This window comes from Cupriavidus sp. 05N38, assembly GCF_056397345.1.
In genome coordinates this window covers 1-15,330 of the sequence record NZ_JBFTNF010000040.1, presented here as the reverse complement: position 1 = coordinate 15,330, position 15,330 = coordinate 1, and the positions used below count along the sequence as shown (strand labels likewise).

Annotated in this window: 15 protein-coding genes and 2 pseudogenes; 12 read left to right on the top strand and 5 right to left on the bottom strand. The window is 62.0% G+C overall.

Annotated features, from left to right (window positions below):
* The first annotated feature begins 63 nt into the window (after positions 1–63).
* The 3 genes from AC1DK4_RS25910 (at position 64) to AC1DK4_RS25900 (ending at position 2,968) form a co-directional block, all read left to right on the top strand.
* The gene (locus tag AC1DK4_RS25910; RefSeq protein ID WP_441621655.1) at positions 64–1,071 is read left to right on the top strand and encodes a Bug family tripartite tricarboxylate transporter substrate binding protein; all 1,008 of its coding nucleotides are present in this window, start codon (positions 64–66) and stop codon (positions 1,069–1,071) included.
* A 34-nt stretch (positions 1,072–1,105) separates the two neighbouring features.
* Entirely contained in the window at positions 1,106–1,756 is a 651-nt protein-coding gene (locus AC1DK4_RS25905) for a c-type cytochrome (RefSeq protein ID WP_441621653.1), read from the top strand.
* A 75-nt stretch (positions 1,757–1,831) separates the two neighbouring features.
* Positions 1,832–2,968: an acetamidase/formamidase family protein gene (locus AC1DK4_RS25900; RefSeq protein ID WP_441621651.1), complete on the top strand. Its 1,137-nt coding sequence runs from the start codon at positions 1,832–1,834 to the stop codon at positions 2,966–2,968.
* A 25-nt stretch (positions 2,969–2,993) separates the two neighbouring features.
* Here AC1DK4_RS25900 and AC1DK4_RS25895 read toward each other — a convergent pair whose 3' ends face one another.
* The 3 genes from AC1DK4_RS25895 to AC1DK4_RS25885 form a co-directional block, all read right to left on the bottom strand.
* Positions 2,994–3,857, bottom strand: a complete 864-nt coding sequence (locus AC1DK4_RS25895; protein ID WP_441621649.1) for a helix-turn-helix transcriptional regulator — start codon at positions 3,855–3,857, stop codon at positions 2,994–2,996.
* Positions 3,858–4,045: 188 nt separating this feature from the next.
* Positions 4,046–5,092 carry an Ldh family oxidoreductase gene (locus AC1DK4_RS25890; protein WP_441621647.1) on the bottom strand — a complete coding sequence of 349 codons (1,047 nt, stop codon included), beginning with the start codon at positions 5,090–5,092 and terminating at the stop codon, positions 4,046–4,048.
* Positions 5,089–5,976, bottom strand: a complete 888-nt coding sequence (locus tag AC1DK4_RS25885; protein WP_441621645.1) for an alpha/beta hydrolase — start codon at positions 5,974–5,976, stop codon at positions 5,089–5,091. The genes AC1DK4_RS25890 and AC1DK4_RS25885 overlap by 4 nt, the downstream gene beginning before the upstream one ends.
* 963 nt (positions 5,977–6,939) lie before the next feature.
* Here AC1DK4_RS25885 and AC1DK4_RS25880 point away from each other — a divergent pair.
* The 9 genes and pseudogenes from AC1DK4_RS25880 to AC1DK4_RS25840 all read left to right on the top strand — a co-directional run.
* Positions 6,940–7,878: a dioxygenase family protein gene (locus tag AC1DK4_RS25880; RefSeq protein ID WP_441621643.1), complete on the top strand. Its 939-nt coding sequence runs from the start codon at positions 6,940–6,942 to the stop codon at positions 7,876–7,878.
* Between the two features lie 60 nt (positions 7,879–7,938).
* A complete protein-coding gene (locus tag AC1DK4_RS25875) occupies positions 7,939–8,688 on the top strand; it encodes an SDR family NAD(P)-dependent oxidoreductase (protein WP_441621642.1) in 750 nt (249 codons plus the stop codon).
* Positions 8,689–8,721: 33 nt separating this feature from the next.
* Entirely contained in the window at positions 8,722–9,606 is an 885-nt protein-coding gene (locus tag AC1DK4_RS25870; protein WP_441643521.1) for a beta-keto acid cleavage family enzyme, read from the top strand.
* Between the two features lie 49 nt (positions 9,607–9,655).
* Positions 9,656–10,633: a quinone oxidoreductase family protein gene (locus AC1DK4_RS25865; protein WP_441621638.1), complete on the top strand. Its 978-nt coding sequence runs from the start codon at positions 9,656–9,658 to the stop codon at positions 10,631–10,633.
* Positions 10,630–10,980, top strand: coding sequence for a cupin domain-containing protein (locus tag AC1DK4_RS25860; RefSeq protein ID WP_441621637.1), 351 nt, complete (start codon positions 10,630–10,632; stop codon positions 10,978–10,980). The genes AC1DK4_RS25865 and AC1DK4_RS25860 overlap by 4 nt, the downstream gene beginning before the upstream one ends.
* A 77-nt stretch (positions 10,981–11,057) precedes the next feature.
* Positions 11,058–11,201 (top strand): annotated as a pseudogene (locus AC1DK4_RS25855) (porin); the annotation flags it as partial.
* Positions 11,202–11,322: 121 nt separating this feature from the next.
* Positions 11,323–12,249: a tripartite tricarboxylate transporter substrate binding protein gene (locus AC1DK4_RS25850; protein WP_441621718.1), complete on the top strand. Its 927-nt coding sequence runs from the start codon at positions 11,323–11,325 to the stop codon at positions 12,247–12,249.
* Between the two features lie 66 nt (positions 12,250–12,315).
* Positions 12,316–13,350, top strand: coding sequence for a LacI family DNA-binding transcriptional regulator (locus AC1DK4_RS25845; protein ID WP_441621635.1), 1,035 nt, complete (start codon positions 12,316–12,318; stop codon positions 13,348–13,350).
* 72 nt (positions 13,351–13,422) lie between these two features.
* Positions 13,423–13,842 (top strand): annotated as a pseudogene (locus AC1DK4_RS25840) (plasmid pRiA4b ORF-3 family protein); the annotation flags it as partial.
* A 157-nt stretch (positions 13,843–13,999) separates the two neighbouring features.
* On the opposite strand, the gene AC1DK4_RS25835 reads toward AC1DK4_RS25840, so the two are convergent.
* Together AC1DK4_RS25835 and AC1DK4_RS25830 are read right to left on the bottom strand one after the other, a co-directional pair.
* A complete protein-coding gene (locus AC1DK4_RS25835) occupies positions 14,000–14,557 on the bottom strand; it encodes a hypothetical protein (RefSeq protein WP_441621726.1) in 558 nt (185 codons plus the stop codon).
* A 310-nt stretch (positions 14,558–14,867) separates the two neighbouring features.
* Positions 14,868–15,260, bottom strand: a complete 393-nt coding sequence (locus AC1DK4_RS25830) for a hypothetical protein (RefSeq protein WP_441621633.1) — start codon at positions 15,258–15,260, stop codon at positions 14,868–14,870.
* Positions 15,261–15,330: the final 70 nt, after the last annotated feature.

The window sequence follows — 15,330 nt, the reverse complement described above, 5'->3', positions numbered from 1 at the left end:
AGATTCACGAGGAGATAAGAGTCAATGCCAAGTCGAACGTCTTCAACATTTCGCACCGCACCCATGAAGAAAACCAAGCGTGTCGCCGTCGTTGCTGCGGTGATCGCGACACTGTCGGCGGCGATCGCCGGGACGTGGGCTGGCGCCGCCAGTGCGGCATCGGCTGACCCCAGCGCACAGGCCAACTGGAAGCCGTCGAAGCCCATGGTCTTCATCGTGCCGTTTCCGCCGGGCGGCATCAATGACGTACTGGCCAGGACGGTGGCACAGCGCCTGTCGACCACGCTGGGACAACCTGTCGTCGTGGAAAACAGGCCAGGTGCGAGTGGCAACATTGGTGCGGAAGCGCTGGTACGCGCTGCGCCAGACGGCCACACCATTGGCATTCTGAACAGCATTCATGCTGTCAATGCGGCGTTCTATCGAAAGCTTCCGTATGACGTGACGCGCGACGTGCTGCCTGTCGCGCCGCTGGGCGAATCACCGCTGGTGCTCGTCACGAATCCAAACACGCCTTACAAGTCTGTCCCTGAGTTGATTGCCTACGCCAAGGCCAACCCCGGCAAGATCAACTACGGCGGCCCGGCCAGCTATCCGCTCGAAATGATCAAGACGATGGCCGGGGTCGACATTACCAATATTCCCTACAAGGGCAGTGGCCCGACGATCAACGACATGATCGCTGGTCACATTGACCTGGCGACGGGCCCTCTGCTTGAGTACATTCCGCATGTGAAATCGGGCAAGCTGAAGATGTTGGCCGTGGGTGCCGCGAGTCGTCTCAAGACGTTGCCAGGGGTGCCGACAGTAGCAGAGAGTATTCCCGGCTACGACATCACAGTCTGGTATGGCGTATTTTGCCCCAAGGGCACGCCGGCACCGGTGGTGGATACCCTGCGGTCCGAGATTCGCGCGATCATGAACGATCCTGCTATCCGCGCAAAGATGGAAGGCTTGAGCGTCGACACCGCCTTCAGTCAGGCCGGCGTGGCCGGGCTGACTACGCGACTGACGCGCGAGACGCAGCGCGCGCATCAGATCGTAGCCAAGACCGGTGGATATCTGAACTAGACAGGGCGACGACCCTGTTGCGAGGAGCTCAGACGTGAAACTTCCCATGGTTCGCCGGCGGCTGATTGCCTGCACGCTGGCGTTGTGCGCGCTGGCCTTGCCGTCGCTCGCTCAAGCGGCGTCGGAATCGAGCGACGCGTCACCCGCGCGGCTCGTGGTCGAGCAGGTATGTGCCGCGTGCCATGGCATCACTGGCCAGAGCACCGGGAAAGGCTATCCGAGTCTGGCTGGCCAGAACGAGGACTATCTGTTCAAGCAACTGCGGCAGTTCAAGGGTGGCGCCAACGGGCCGGCGCTACGTCAGGACGCCACCATGGCTGCAGTGGTCCAGAACATGAGCGACGCGCAGATGCGCGAGGTGGCGCGCTATTTCAGCCAGCAGCCGCCGGCGCACGGCCAGGCCGCCCGGCCGCAACTGGTCGAGGCCGGCAAGGCAATCTACTGGAAGGGCAATCCCGCCAGTGGACTGCCGGCTTGTGTTTCGTGCCACCGGCCCAACGGAGAGGGTATCGCGCCCGACTTTCCGCGTATTGCAGGCCAGCAGCCAGACTACGTGGTGAAGCAACTGCACGCATGGAAGTCGGGCACGCGCGGCGGGCCGGGCAAGCTAATGAGCCTGCTGGTGCCGCTGATGACCGACGAGGAAATTGTCGCGGTTGCGCAGTACTTGGCGCAGCTTCTCTAATTTGTTGCACATCGCCGTCCAGCACCGAGCTGATGCCCGGATGCCCGGATGGCTCAATGAAAGGAAATCAAAACCATGAAGATCGACAGGAGACACTGGCTCAAGGCAGCCGGCGCGCTTGGACTCGGTGCCGCTGCGCTGGAAGCGGGAGCTCAGGCGACGGCAGGGCGGAGCGTGCCGCCTGCTGCGCCAGGTACCAATGCCCTGCCCGTGATCCGGCCCGGCAAGACCCACCGGATCGAGTCCGCCAACGAAACCGTGCGCGTCGGCATTCTCGACCCAAAAGCCGCGCCCATCGCCAGCATCGATTCGGGCGATCTTGTGAAGTATCCCAATACATGGGTCAACTGGGCAAACGGGGCAGAGTATGGCATGAGCTACGAGGATCGAGAACCTGTGCGCAAGCGATTTCCGCAGGGACCGTACTCGAACATCGGACCAGTTGAAGTGCGTGGGGCGATGCCCGGCGATGTGGTGGAGTGCCGGATGGTCAAGTTGCGTCCAATTGGCTGGGGTTGGAACTCGGCGCCCAAAGGCGTCGGCGCGCTGCCGAGCGATTTTTCCAAGCCGTACCTGCGCTATTTCAAGTTCGAAGAGAACCGTCAATACACCGAGTTCGCGCCGGGCATCCGCATCAAGCTCGCGCCGTTCCAAGGCGTGATGGCCGTGCAACCGGCGGGCGACGAGCCGGTCAGTGGCATTCTCAGCGGCCCGTACGGCGGTAATCTGGTATTGCGGGAACTGGTCGAAGGGACGTCACTGTTCCTGCCCGTCCAGCGGCCAGGTGCGATGGTCTGGACTGGCGATTCGCATGCTGCGCAAGGCGACGGCGTGGTGAATCAGACCGCCATCGAAACAGCGATGGAAGACATGCAGATCCAGTACATCCTGCACAAGCAACGGCCCCTGGCGCTGCCAATGGCGGAGACGCCCAGTCACTGGATCATCCTTGGCTTCGGCAAGAACCTCGATGAGGCGCTGGTCGCGAGCCTGCGGCAGATGCTTGACTGGGTAAGCGCCGCGACCGGCATGGATCGACAAGATGTCTATTCGCTTGCCAGCATCACCTCGAATTTCCGCATCACGCAGTATTCGAACCAAACGAACAGCAACTACACTTCGATTCCTGCGAAGACCGTGCACGGCATGCTGCCAAAGGCTATCTTCGATGCCGCGATCCAGGAAAAGCTGTCACGTTCTCTACGCGGCTGAGCGCAGTGCGTGCCGGGCGTATGCCTCAGTCCGCCGCCGCACTGCCTGGTATGCCGGTGCGGCGGAACTCCGAAGGGCTGAGTCCCAGGTGTTGGACGAAGAAGCGCGTAAAATGCCCTTGCGCGCTGAATCCGAGTTGATGAGCGACGTCACCGATGGTGGCGTGCCTCTCTGCCAGTAGCTGCGTGGCGATGCCTATGCGGATCCAATCGAGATACTGTTGAGGCGAGATGCCCATGCAAGCCTTGAACTGGTGGAAGAGCCGGCTGCGGGACATGCCCACGGCGCTGGCGACCATATCAACATTAGGATTCTCGCTCGCGTGGCTCCGAATGAATTCGGTCGCACGCTTTATCCGATAGTCCAGTGGCCTCGTGTTTGCCAGCACTTCGGTCATTGACCTCCGCTGGAGATGATCGGCGGACACTTTGCGCGCCAGCTCCGCGATGGCAACCTCGCAGTCGAACGCCCCGATTCTTGCGTCGTCAGTCAAATCGCGGGCCAGGTACGTACCAAGCATCATCAGCGACGCGATGGTATCTGCATCCATTCGTACCTGCGTGTCACGGAATCGTAGCGCGATGGCTGGATTGTCCACGCCGAGCGTCCGGCCAAGCCATTCCGGGTCCAGCAGCAAAGCCAGCAATAGGGAAGGCGGTCCTTCCTTCGAACTCTTCGCGTGGGTCTCCCAAGGGTTGATTAGAAGGGCGCAGTTGTCGGTAAGCGTTGCTGGTTGATTGTCAATTTTGAAATGTGCGTCCGTGCCACCGATCTTGAAGATCAGATGAAATTCCGCATGGGCATGGGCGACCAACGGTCCCGAGATGCGATGCAGGGTGGCACGACCAAAGCCGCCGTGGACGATCCGTATCTGACGGTCTTTTTCCATTCAAGTGTCTCCTCAAACCGCCAAGAGGGCAGGCGGACAAACCGTAGACACGAAGCGCACAAATTGCTTGTGCGCCCACCACGAGCCCCCCTTTTTGGTGCAAACGTTTGCAGCGAGATTATGTCAGACCCGCGATATCGTCAAGGGAGATGTTGTTTTGTGCTTTGTCAGCCTCACGGCGCGCATTGCTATACCCAGGGAGTGCAGATACCTGCCTGGCGGGCGAGGTTCCGGAGCGCGTCTGCGGTCGCCGGCGCCAGCGCAATCCCGTTGACGCTGCGCTCCTTTGCAGCGGCATGGCCGCGCTCTCCAGGCAGCCGTGGAGGCCCCTCGGCAGAAGCGGGGAGATCGTGGATGGCAGTTGTCAGATCGGCTAGCTGCGCATGAAACACGGCTGGGTCGACCACCTGGGCGATGTCCACAACGAGCATCCACGCGTTTTGCGTGTGGCCACGCGCGGCGGTTCCGGCCTGCAGCGCCGGCGCCAGGATGGGGTGGGCGGTCAGGAGGCTGCACGCGATCTCCGCCATCAGCGCCAAGCCGGAACCCTTCGGGCCGCCAAGTGGCAGCGGGGTCGTTGCCTTGTGCGGGTCGGTGGTCGGATTGCCCATGGCGTCGATTGCCCAGCCCGGCTCAAGCGCTTGCCCGCTAGCACGTGCCTGCATCAGCTTGCCGAAAGCAATGGCACCCGACGCCATGTCGAACACGATTGGCGAGTCCAGTCCCGGGCTCGCCATTGACACTGGCGCTGTCGAGACGCCTGCCACAGCGGCGCCATGGTACGCCATGAGTGGTGCCGACGCGGCCATCGCCATGGCGAACATTCCTGCGCCGGCCACATGCGCTGTGTGAAACCCAAGAGCGCCGGTATGCGTCGTCTCCCGCAGGAGCACCAGACTGGCACCGCTTTGCCTTGCGCCGGACATCGCTCGCCCGGCGGCGAAGCGCATGCCCAGCGCGCCGGCGCAGCGATCGCCTTCGACGACCATCAAGGCGGGCAAATCGAGCCCGACACGCGGATGCGCCTGACCATTCATCTCGCCGGAGGTCAACCACGCAATGTACTGCGGGATGCGAGATACGCCATGTCCTGGCGCACCACGCATGTCAGCCCATACCAGGCCTTCTGCCACGAGGGCCGCAGCCGACCCCTCAAGGCCGGCGGAGACTAGCAGCGCTTTGGCAAGGGCTTGTAGATCAGTGCCGCTGGTCAAGCTTGGTGGGCGCGCAGTCATGCCGCCTCCGAACGCATGCTGCGAGCCGGGAAGAATTTGTGCAGCCATTCCGTGACAAGATTCAGCGCCGCACGGTTGTCATCGGAGAAAATGAAGTGATCGATTTCCGACAGCAGATGCAACTCCGTCGGCATCTTTGCGTTGCGGAACAAGCCGATCGACTGATCCGTGGGGGTAACTGAATCATCCGCAGGGTGCAAAAGGAGGAGCGGACGCGGAGCGATGTTGCCAACCACGGCATTTGGCTGGAAGCGCAGCATGCTTTCTACCACTTCGAACGGGAATTCCATAAAACTCCCAGCAGGCAGATTGCTACGCATCTCCGGAGGAATTGGCACGATATCGAAGCGCGAGACCTGCATCGAATGGCCAAGAGCCAACTGCGCACGGCCCTTTTGCACCATTGCCTCGAAGCGCTCCCAGGCACCCGGACCAGCATGTTGCTGGCGGAGTTTTGCCGCCCCGTCGCCCCAACCGGCTGATGATATGCAAGCGCCAATACGAGGATCCACGCCGGCTGCATGGACGGCAACAGCAGCCCCGAAACTGTGCCCCATCACGGCAATTTTCGCCGGGTCCACTTCGGGCAGGCTCTGCAAATAACTGACAGCGTTGAGCGTATCGCAGACTTGATCCTCACACAGTACCTTGCCACGTTCGCCGTCGCTCGTGCCACAGCCACGCATGTCAAAGCGTAAGACCACATAGCCGAGCAACGAAAACAGGTTTGTGGCCAATTTCACCATGCCGTCATCCTTGTTGCTGCCGAATCCATGCAAGACTGCGATGGCAGGGCGACGTTCGCCATCGGCGAGATCGGCGGGCAAATGCAAGGCCCCCGTGAGTTGCAGTTCATCCGACTCAAACATGACTTCTTTGTGCATCCTGATTTCTCCGTGTTCATTGGCATACGATCTTCTACGAATTCGCCCTTTTCCTGGCTGCCCAAGCATCCACGGACTTACCGGATCGTCCGCTTAGTTTTCGGTTGCGTCGCTCGGGTTCGAACTGTTTCGCTGCCCTGATGCGCGAAGAATGCAGAGTCTGTAATGTTCCCTTCTGATGGCAATAATGTGGGCGGGGCGGCGCAATGGCCACACGCTTTGTCAGATCGCACGACTGTTCGATCACTCTCCCTCATCTGTACAAGGTCTTCTTGCGAGAACTGATGTGAGACAGCCAGCACTATTTTCTGACAGCGGAGAAGGCAGCCTGCAAACAATGCCGGGCTTTAAAATCGAAAAAGATAATGTCAAATGTCGTGTGCGCAATATGGCACATTAGCCTCGAAATTTTCGGCTGGAACCTGAATAAGACACTAAGATAAAAATTCAACCTCGCCCGCAGGGGCATTCTTTGGCTGAGGGGGAATCATGTTAAGAAAGCTCGCCGCAGCGATCCTTTGCGTACTGACGCTTGGCGTGTTTGGCTGTGCCAGCCAGACGCTGAGCGCCCAGCAATCGCAGCGATTCACGACGGATCCGTATAACTACGATTTAAGCAAGAATCTATGAGTCGGCGGCATGCCGACGAGAAACCGGCGCACCTGCATCTGGCCTTCACGGCCGAGAGTCGCCAGCAGGTCGCCGTGGTCTATCGCGCGAATTGCTATGCCGCCTTCGTCATTGGCCCGAACGGGCACAACCTCGGAGAGGTTTGCCACGCTGAGGCCTGAATCCGTTCCCAGCCATGGCTAGGGTTTGACCGGATGCCATCGTCGGCGCCTTGATTTCGCGGTGTTTTCCACGCGCAAGTAGATATTCAGCCACTTTCCGTCTCCGCTTCCGTGCTTGCCATTCGCGCGGAACCGATCATAATGCAAACGTTTGCAAAAGAAGGAGATGGTTATGGAGACGAAACACGCCAAGCCGGCGCCCAAGCCGGTCAGTGCGCTTGCCCTGATCGAAGGGGAGGCGTCGGTGACCGAGGTCGTCGTGCAGGCAATGGCAAGGACGGAGGACGATCGCCTGCGGACCGTGATGGCCGCGCTGGTATCGCATTTGCACGCCTTCCTCCGCGAGGTCAGGCCCACCGACGAGGAATTCGAGCGAGGCCTGGCGTTCATCGCCGCGCTGGGGCACGCGACGCACGCCACCAACAATGAAGTCGTGCTGGCCGCCGACGTACTCGGCCTGTCGACGCTGGTCACGACGATCAACAACAGCACGCAGGGTGGCCGCACGCCCGGCGCGTTGCTGGGACCGTTCTATCGCGCCAATGCGCCGCGCTACCAGTGCGGTGACTGCGTGGTGCAAGACGACTCTCCCGGCTTGCCATTGTTCGTCAGCGGCACGGTGCGTGCCACGGACGGCTCGGTGTTGCCTGGTGCGATGGTGCAAGTCTGGCAGGCGTCGCCAGTCGGCCTGTATGACAACCAGGACCCGCGCCAACCCGACCGTAACCTGCGTGGCATGTTTCACGCGGATGCCGACGGCAACTATCACTTCCGTACGGTGCGTCCCGCCGGCTATCCGGTTCCCACCGATGGCCCGGTCGGCACGTTGCTTGCCGCCCAGCACCGGCATCCGTATCGGCCCGCGCACATCCATTTCATCGTTGCCGCACCGGGATATCGCACGCTCGTGACGCAGGTCTTTGCCGACGACTCCGACATCCTGGAGACCGATGTCACGTTCGGTGTGCATCGCCAACTCGTCGGCGCGTTCCAGCTTGTGGACACGGGGCTGAGCCCCTGGGGCGACCTGCCCGCGCCGTACTACACGCTGCAGTTCGACTTCACTCTCGAACCCGGCGAGCAGACGTTTCCAACACCTCCGATCGGCTGATGGACTGATCGACTGATCGACTGATACACAAGGCTGTCCACCTATTCACTGCGCCACACCATGACCATTACTACACTCTCCGGCAAGGTTGCCGTGATCATTGGCGGAGCCGGCGGTATCGGCTTTGCCACAGGCCGCGCGCTGGCCAATCTGGGCGCCAGCGTGGTGCTGACCGGTCGCAATGCCGATCGCACCGCGAAAACGGTCGAGGGCCTGCCTGCCGGCAACCATATGGCCGCGTATGCCGAGGTGGCCGATAGCGCTTCGCTTCGGGAGCTGGCTGCCGATGTGCAGCACCACTATGGCCGCGTGGACATTCTCGTCAATACGTCAGGATTCACACGCGCCATTCCACACGGCGATCTCGACGCCCTCGACGACACCCTGATCGACGAACTGTTCGCAGTCAACTGGCGGGGCCAGTTCGCGGCGATTCGTGCCTTCGCGCCGGCATTGCGAGCCGGGGGCGACGGCCTGGTCGTCAATGTTGGCTCGATTGCGGGCCGCACGGGGCAGGGCAGCAACGTTGCGTATTGTGCCGCCAAGGCCGGCCTCGACGTGATGGCGATGTCGCTGGGCCGGGCGCTGGCCCCCGAGATTCGCGTCCTCAATGTTTCTCCGGGCGTGGTCGATACGGCCTTTGTACCCGGCCGCGACAGCACGTTCAATGACCGGGCCGCCAAAACCACGCCGCTGCGCCGCATCGGCCATGCGCAAGACGTGGCGGATGCCATCGCTGCATGTGCCACGTCGCTGCGGTTCGCCACGGGCACCACCATTGTTGTCGACGGCGGCCGCCAGCTCGGCTGACTATTCCTCAAGCCCTTATTTTTCGAATTGTCCATGCACGCAAGAAAGACCATCATTACCTGCGCGGTGACCGGCAATATCGTGACACCCGAGCAGCACCCCGGCTTGCCAGTGACGCCGGCCCAGATCGCCGACGCCGCGCTCGAGGCCGCCGAGGCCGGCGCTGCGGCTGCGCATATTCACGTGCGCGACCCGAAGACTGGGCGGCCATCGATGGAGCTCGACTACTATGCCGACGTCATCGACCGGATTCGCGCCCGCAATCGCAGCCTGATCATCAATCTCACCACAGGGCCGGGCGGACGCTTCGTGCCCGACGAGAACGAACCGCGCGTGGCCGCGCCTGGCACGACGCTGTTGCATCCGCTCAAGCGCGTCGCGCATATTGCGGCCTTGCGTCCCGATGTCTGCTCGCTGGATCTCAACACCATGAACTCGGGTGCGGATGTGGTGATCAACACGCCGGCAAACGTACGCAAGATGGCAGAAGTGATCCGCCGGGCAGGGGTCATGCCCGAGCTGGAGATCTTCGACTCTGGCGATCTGAATCTGGCACTCGACTTCATACGTGATGGCGTGCTCGATGGTCCCGGGCTCTGGACTTTCGTGCTGGGCGTGAAGTACGGCTTTGCCGCCACGCCGGAGACGATCTTTTATGCCCGCAGCATGCTGCCACCAGGCGCGCGATGGTCGGCATTCGGCATTGGTCGCGCCGAATTCCCGATCGTCGCGCAGGCGTGGCTGGCCGGCGGTCACGTGCGTGTCGGTCTCGAAGACAACATCTATCTCGAGAAGGGCGTTCTGGCGCCTAGCAACGCAGCGCTCGTGGCCAAGGCCCGTGACATCGTCAAGTCGCTTGGCGGCGAGATCGCTTCCGCGTCCGACGCGCGTGTGCAGTTGGGCCTGCGCGAAGCCTGACCGTTCCAGAAGTCCCAAATCCTCCACGTTTCTTGTTATCCCATTCATCATGAACACCATTCAGGTTCACCAGAAAGCTCCGACCATCGATGCGCTCGAACTGTCGCTGGTCGGGATGCCGCGACCGGAGGCTGGCATCGGCCAGTGCATCGTCGAAGTGGCCAGCGCGGGCGTCAATCCCAGCGATGTGAAGGCCACGCTTGGCCTGATGCCGCACGCGATCTGGCCGCGCACGCCGGGACGCGACTATGCGGGCGTCGTCATCGACGGACCGAGCCAATGGATCGGCCAGCAGGTCTGGGGAAGCGGCGGCGAGCTCGGCATCCGTCGGGATGGCACGCATGGCAAGTACCTGCGCATCGGCATTGACGCCGTGCGTGCCAAGCCGGAAACGCTGTCGCTGATGGAAGCCGGTGCGGTGGGCGTGCCATTCATTACGGCATACGAAGGGCTGCGGCGTGCTGGCATGCCCAAGGCGGGTGACGTGGTGCTGGTCGGCGGTGGCAACGGCAAAGTCGGGCAGGCGACGATCCAGATCGCCACCGCGCTTGGCGCGCGCGTCTTCGCCGTGGAGCGTAAGGCGGGGCCGTATCGTGGCCACGCCAGCGGCCCGGTGCGCATGATCGACTCCAGCCGCGAGACCATTTCCGACGTGGTCCGCGACGAAACCGGTGGCCATGGCGCCGACATCGTCTACAACACGGTGGGCAGTCCCTACTTCGAACAGGCCAACCTGTCCATGGCAATCGGCGCCACGCAGATCTTCATTTCGACCATCGAGAAGCCGGTGCCGTTCGATATCTTCGCGTTCTACCGGGGGCAGCACACTTACGTGGGCGTGGACACCCTGGCGATGGACAGCCAGGCCTGTGCCGGGATTCTCGACGCGCTGGCTCCGATGTTCGCCACCGGCAAGCTCAAGCCGTTCCCCGTGTTGCCGGACTATACGTATGCGCTGGCCGATGCCAAGGACGCCTATCGCGCCGTGCTGCAAGGCGCCACCGAGCGCGTGGTGCTGACGCCATGAATACGACACGATTTGCGCAGGCGCCGGCCTACTACCCGGCCAACCACGAGGGCATGCAGTGCCTGCGTCTCCAGGGGCATGAGGCGGGCCCTTCGGATGCCTTGTGGATGGGCGTATCCGTCATCCTGCCAGGCGGYCATACCTCGCTCGATGCGTCGCCAGTCGAAAAGCACTACGTCGTCCTGGAAGGCGAGGTCTGCATCCGGACCCCGTCCGAGAGCGTCACCCTAGGGCGGTTCGATTCGGTAAGGCTCGCGCCGGGAGAGGCCCGCCAGGTCACCAATCCATTCAACCTGCCGGCCATGCTGCTGCTGGCGATGCCGTATCCCGCGCGGGCAGCACCGTAGTGTTTTTTGTTTGCCTTTGCAAACGTTTGCACACCATCCATAGAAACAGGAGGAGACCCCAGATGCGAAAGAAGACGTCCAGGCGCACGGCGCTCTACGCGTATTTCAGCCACATCAACAACAAGAAAAACGCGACCTACGACTTTGCCATCAACGAGCTTGGCGTCAAGGCCAGCGCCGATCCGCAAGCGATCGCGTTCGGCATGCGGCACTTCTTCTGACGCCCGGACAGGACATTGTTGCGAGGAGACCATCATGATTCGACTGTTTTTCCGCCCCGTTGCTTTCCGGCCCCGTGTTTTCCGTCGCCTTGCGGCTTTGGCGCTGGCGCTGGCCGCCGCCATGCCGACGCTCGCTAGCGCGCAGCCCCAGTATCCGGCCAAGCCGATTCGGCTGGTCGTGCCATTTTCCGCGGGAAGCGCCACCGACATCCTGGCGCGGATCATTGGCACCAAGATGGGCGAGAGCGGCCATTGGCAGGTCGTGGTCGACAACCGGCCGGGCGCCGGCGGTACGCTGGGCGCCACCACGGTTGCCAAGTCCGCGCCCGATGGCTACACCCTGATCCTGGTCTCGGTGGGGCATGCGATCAATGCCACGTTGTATCCGAAGCTGGGCTACGACACGTTGAAGGACTTCGCCCCGGTATCGCTGGTGGCCTCGGTCCCGAATGTGCTGGTGGTCAATGCCGCCAGTCCGTACAAGTCGGTCCGCGACATTGTCGCGGCGGCGAAGGCCAAGCCGGGCGCGATGAACTTTGACTCGGCCGGTTCGGGCAGTTCCACGCACCTGAGCGGCGAGATGTTCAAGATTCAGGCGGGCATCGACATCATGCACATTCCGTACAAGGGCACCGGCGAGGCACTGACCGATGTGATGGCCGGGCGTGGCGACATGATGTTCGCGCCTACCGTATCGGCGATGCCATTCGTCAAACAGGGCAGGCTCCGTGCGCTGGCCGTGACCACGCCGAAGCGTGCCGCTGCGCTCCCCGACATCCCCGCCGTGGCGGAATCGGGGCTTCCCGGGTATGCATTCGACTCCTGGTTTGGCATCCTGGCGCCGGCCTCGACCCCGAAGGAGATTGTCAGCGCCCTCAATGCCGAGATCGGCAAGGCGCTGGCCGCCCCCGACGTGCGCGAGCGCCTAGCTGCGCAAGGCGCGGAGCCCCGATCCAGCACGCCTCAGGAATTTGCCAGCTATATCCAGGCTGAGATCGTCAAGCTGGCGCCAGTGGTCAAGCAATCGGGGGTGCGCGCCGGAGAGTGACGGGCGCCAGCGCGGCAGACGCTAGAATGGCGCATCTCAACGATCCAGCCTGGCTTCCGCCGTCCCATGTCCGAGCGCAAACGCGTGACCATCAAAGACCTCGCCGCAGAGGTCAATGTGCACTATTCCACGGTATCGCGCGTGATGAACCCCGCGACGCGCCACCTTGTGGCCGAGGAGGTCGCCACGCGCATCCTCAAGCTGGCCGAGGCACGCGGTTTTCGTCCCAACCGCATTGCGGCGGGGCTACGTACGCAACGCTCAGGGCTGGTTGGCGTAATCCTGCCCGATATCGCCAACCCGGTGTTTCCGCCGATTCTGGCGGGAATCGAGTCGGTGCTTGCCAGGATGGGCTATGTGCCGATTGTCGTGAATGCGGGCATTGAGCGTGCCCGCCAGCGCTTTGTCGTCGAACAGATGTTGGCCCGGCAGGTGGAAGGGCTGATTCTCGCGACCGCCGAGCGAGACGATCCGTTGCTCGACTACTGCGTGAAGGTCGGCATCCCCGTGGTGATGGTGAATCGCGGCGAACACACGGGCAGGGCGTCGTGCGTGGTCAGTGACAGTGCGCTGGCCATGGGGTTGACGGTCGACCATCTGGTGTCGTTGGGACATCGCTGCATCGGGCATATTGCCGGCCCGGCCAGTACCTCGACCGGGGAGTCGCGCCGCGAGGGCTTCCTGCACGCGGTCAAGCGCCATCGGCTGCGTCGCGGTGAACATGCGGTCGTCGAGGCTGACAGCTACGCGCGTGAAGCGGGTCGCAAGGCCTGCGCGCAACTCTTCGAGGCCCTGCCTTGCCTGACCGCCATCGCCGCGGGCAATGACCTCGTTGCCATGGGTTGCTACGACTATTTGCGCGAACGCGGCATCCGCTGCCCGGAAGACGTATCCATCGTCGGCCACAATGACATGCCATTCGTCGACGCGCTGACGCCGCCGCTCACGACCATCCGGATACCCGTGCATGACATGGGCGAACAGGCCGCCGAGCTGCTACTGCGCCGGATCGCCAAGCCGCTGACGGCCAGTGTCGTCATCGAACTGCGCCCCGAGCTGGTGGTGCGCGGATCCACGGCGCCGCCGCCGGCCTCCCGGTAGGAGACCGCGCCAAAACGGGGGCGAGCGACCGGACCACCGCCGAGAGGCCAATGAGGCACCTAAAATACGCGCATGGCTTCCGATCCCGGGCCGGCGACCTCCCTCCTTCAACTTCGCATTGCTCTGCGCGGCCTCAGCCCGTCGGTTTGGCGACGCGTCCTCGTTCCCGAGCACTTGACGCTCGGGCAATTGCACAATGTCATCCAGGTCGTCATGGGCTGGGCCGACGAACATCTGCACACGTTCAGTATTCGTGGCCGGCGTTACGGCGAAGTTCATGAGGGCGTCTTGCAGTTCTGCACCGTGGATAACGAACTGCCGCTGACCGCGTTTCATCTCCGCGAACACGAAGGCTTCGTCTACGTGTATGACTTCAACGCGTGGTGGCGCCACGAGATACGGATGGAGCGGCGTATGCTGCGGCAACATCCTGCTCGGCTGCCCCGTTGCGTGGCGGGTTTCGGGCCATGTCCACCCGAGGACATGGGCGGGATCGAGAGGTATCTGGAGGCCAGGGACGAACACAGTGAATATGAGTTCGTCGATTGGATCGAGTCACTGCGCGAAGGGCCTATCGTGTTGGAAGACCTACGCGACGCGGTCGACCGGTGGTTGACTTGGCTGGATCGTCGCTTTGACCGTCAGACCGTCAATGATCGGTTGCGACAACCGCGCCTTGGCAGTGGGTCAGCCCTGTTTCTTCCGGCTCGATTGAAGAGGCATCCGCTGCCTCAAGCGATTGGCCATGCACTTCGTGTGCGTCGCCGCCAGCCAGTACCGCATGCACAGCTACAGTGGCAGCGTTGGCGTCCAGAGGCTTGTCAACGGAATCGCGAGCGTTGAGCGCGGAAACGACTCCGCAGGTCTCCATGTTGGCCGCCGGAAGCACGTAGGTCGTTCCGCTAAGATCGCACGGGAGAGAATCGGTGCCAACGAACATGCTGGCCTTACTGAGCCGAAAACTTGGTGCCCCTCTGTCAGCGTTCAAGGATTTGTCGCTATCGCGGTAAAACATCCGCTGTTGCTGGCCCAGAACGTCACTGTTCCCAACACGCGTGCCGCCGTCGTAACGGTCGGCCAGAGGCTGACCTGTATTGCGAATACCCTCACCGTTCAGCGTATCCATCATCGCCCGCAAGTCTTCAATTTGAGGCGGTGTTAATTCCGCCAGTGCCGCAAACATCTCTCCAACCTGCTCTGAAAACATTGTCCTTCTACCCCGTCTTTCCGCCCCGCAGTCCGTGTCAATCGCCGTTCTGCGGAAACCATGAGTTCTGCCCGATTGCGTGCGCAACTACTTTACACGGCACAAGCCAGATGCCCGAAGAAGGCGCTCTTGGAAATGTGCGATTAGCGGATCTGCTAGGGGCATAGCTGTGGCCGTAACGCCAATGGAATGAGCTGCTCGCAACAAAAACATGCAAGCGATTCCACCGCTTTCCGCGTAATGTGCACCATGTAATACTTGCACCAAACTTTTGTGCATCTTGCGGCACGTGATGGCAATCACTGTCGTCCTATATGTGCCAGGCGGCCTCGCTTTGGATGTATTGAAAATACAACAAAAAGCTGTCGTGAGAGATGGGCATCCACCGCATGTTGTTCCCCCAAAATCGGGCTAGGGGCTTTTCAAGAATCTGCTCGAAGACATCTGCCTTTATGGTCGCCGCGCCGACCAATTCAAGGCGATCAGTCTGTACAGAAATCCTCTGTCGCGGATTGAATGGCCATCGGAGCAGCTTGCCATCGTTCGCCTGAATCTGGGCGCGAATTCGATCGAATGCCCGCCCGACGGGCTGGCGCGGGCGAAGGGAAAGCTGCGCGAAGCGTTCGGGCGGCCACCAAAGCACCGGCCACGGGCCCCGGGCTCGCTTGCACAATTGCATTTGCGAGCTAATGCTTGTTCTCATGTCACCTGCGCGGAGCAACATCATGGACACACGAAGCGAACTGCAAGCCACTGTGGACGCTCTGGTTCAA

What these genes read in the sequence shown, in the direction of transcription:
- AC1DK4_RS25910 (WP_441621655.1), top strand. Translation starts at nt 64, where the DNA reads ATGAAGAAAACCAAGCGTGTCGCCGTCGTTGCTGCGGTGATCGCGACA.
- AC1DK4_RS25900 (WP_441621651.1), top strand. Translation starts at nt 1,832, where the DNA reads ATGAAGATCGACAGGAGACACTGGCTCAAGGCAGCCGGCGCGCTTGGA.
- AC1DK4_RS25895 (WP_441621649.1), bottom strand. Translation starts at nt 3,857, where the DNA reads ATGGAAAAAGACCGTCAGATACGGATCGTCCACGGCGGCTTTGGTCGT.
- AC1DK4_RS25890 (WP_441621647.1), bottom strand. Translation starts at nt 5,092, where the DNA reads ATGACTGCGCGCCCACCAAGCTTGACCAGCGGCACTGATCTACAAGCC.
- AC1DK4_RS25885 (WP_441621645.1), bottom strand. Translation starts at nt 5,976, where the DNA reads ATGCACAAAGAAGTCATGTTTGAGTCGGATGAACTGCAACTCACGGGG.
- AC1DK4_RS25880 (WP_441621643.1), top strand. Translation starts at nt 6,940, where the DNA reads ATGGAGACGAAACACGCCAAGCCGGCGCCCAAGCCGGTCAGTGCGCTT.
- AC1DK4_RS25875 (WP_441621642.1), top strand. Translation starts at nt 7,939, where the DNA reads ATGACCATTACTACACTCTCCGGCAAGGTTGCCGTGATCATTGGCGGA.
- AC1DK4_RS25870 (WP_441643521.1), top strand. Translation starts at nt 8,722, where the DNA reads ATGCACGCAAGAAAGACCATCATTACCTGCGCGGTGACCGGCAATATC.
- AC1DK4_RS25865 (WP_441621638.1), top strand. Translation starts at nt 9,656, where the DNA reads ATGAACACCATTCAGGTTCACCAGAAAGCTCCGACCATCGATGCGCTC.
- AC1DK4_RS25850 (WP_441621718.1), top strand. Translation starts at nt 11,323, where the DNA reads ATGCCGACGCTCGCTAGCGCGCAGCCCCAGTATCCGGCCAAGCCGATT.
- AC1DK4_RS25845 (WP_441621635.1), top strand. Translation starts at nt 12,316, where the DNA reads ATGTCCGAGCGCAAACGCGTGACCATCAAAGACCTCGCCGCAGAGGTC.
- AC1DK4_RS25835 (WP_441621726.1), bottom strand. Translation starts at nt 14,557, where the DNA reads ATGTTTTCAGAGCAGGTTGGAGAGATGTTTGCGGCACTGGCGGAATTA.
- AC1DK4_RS25830 (WP_441621633.1), bottom strand. Translation starts at nt 15,260, where the DNA reads ATGAGAACAAGCATTAGCTCGCAAATGCAATTGTGCAAGCGAGCCCGG.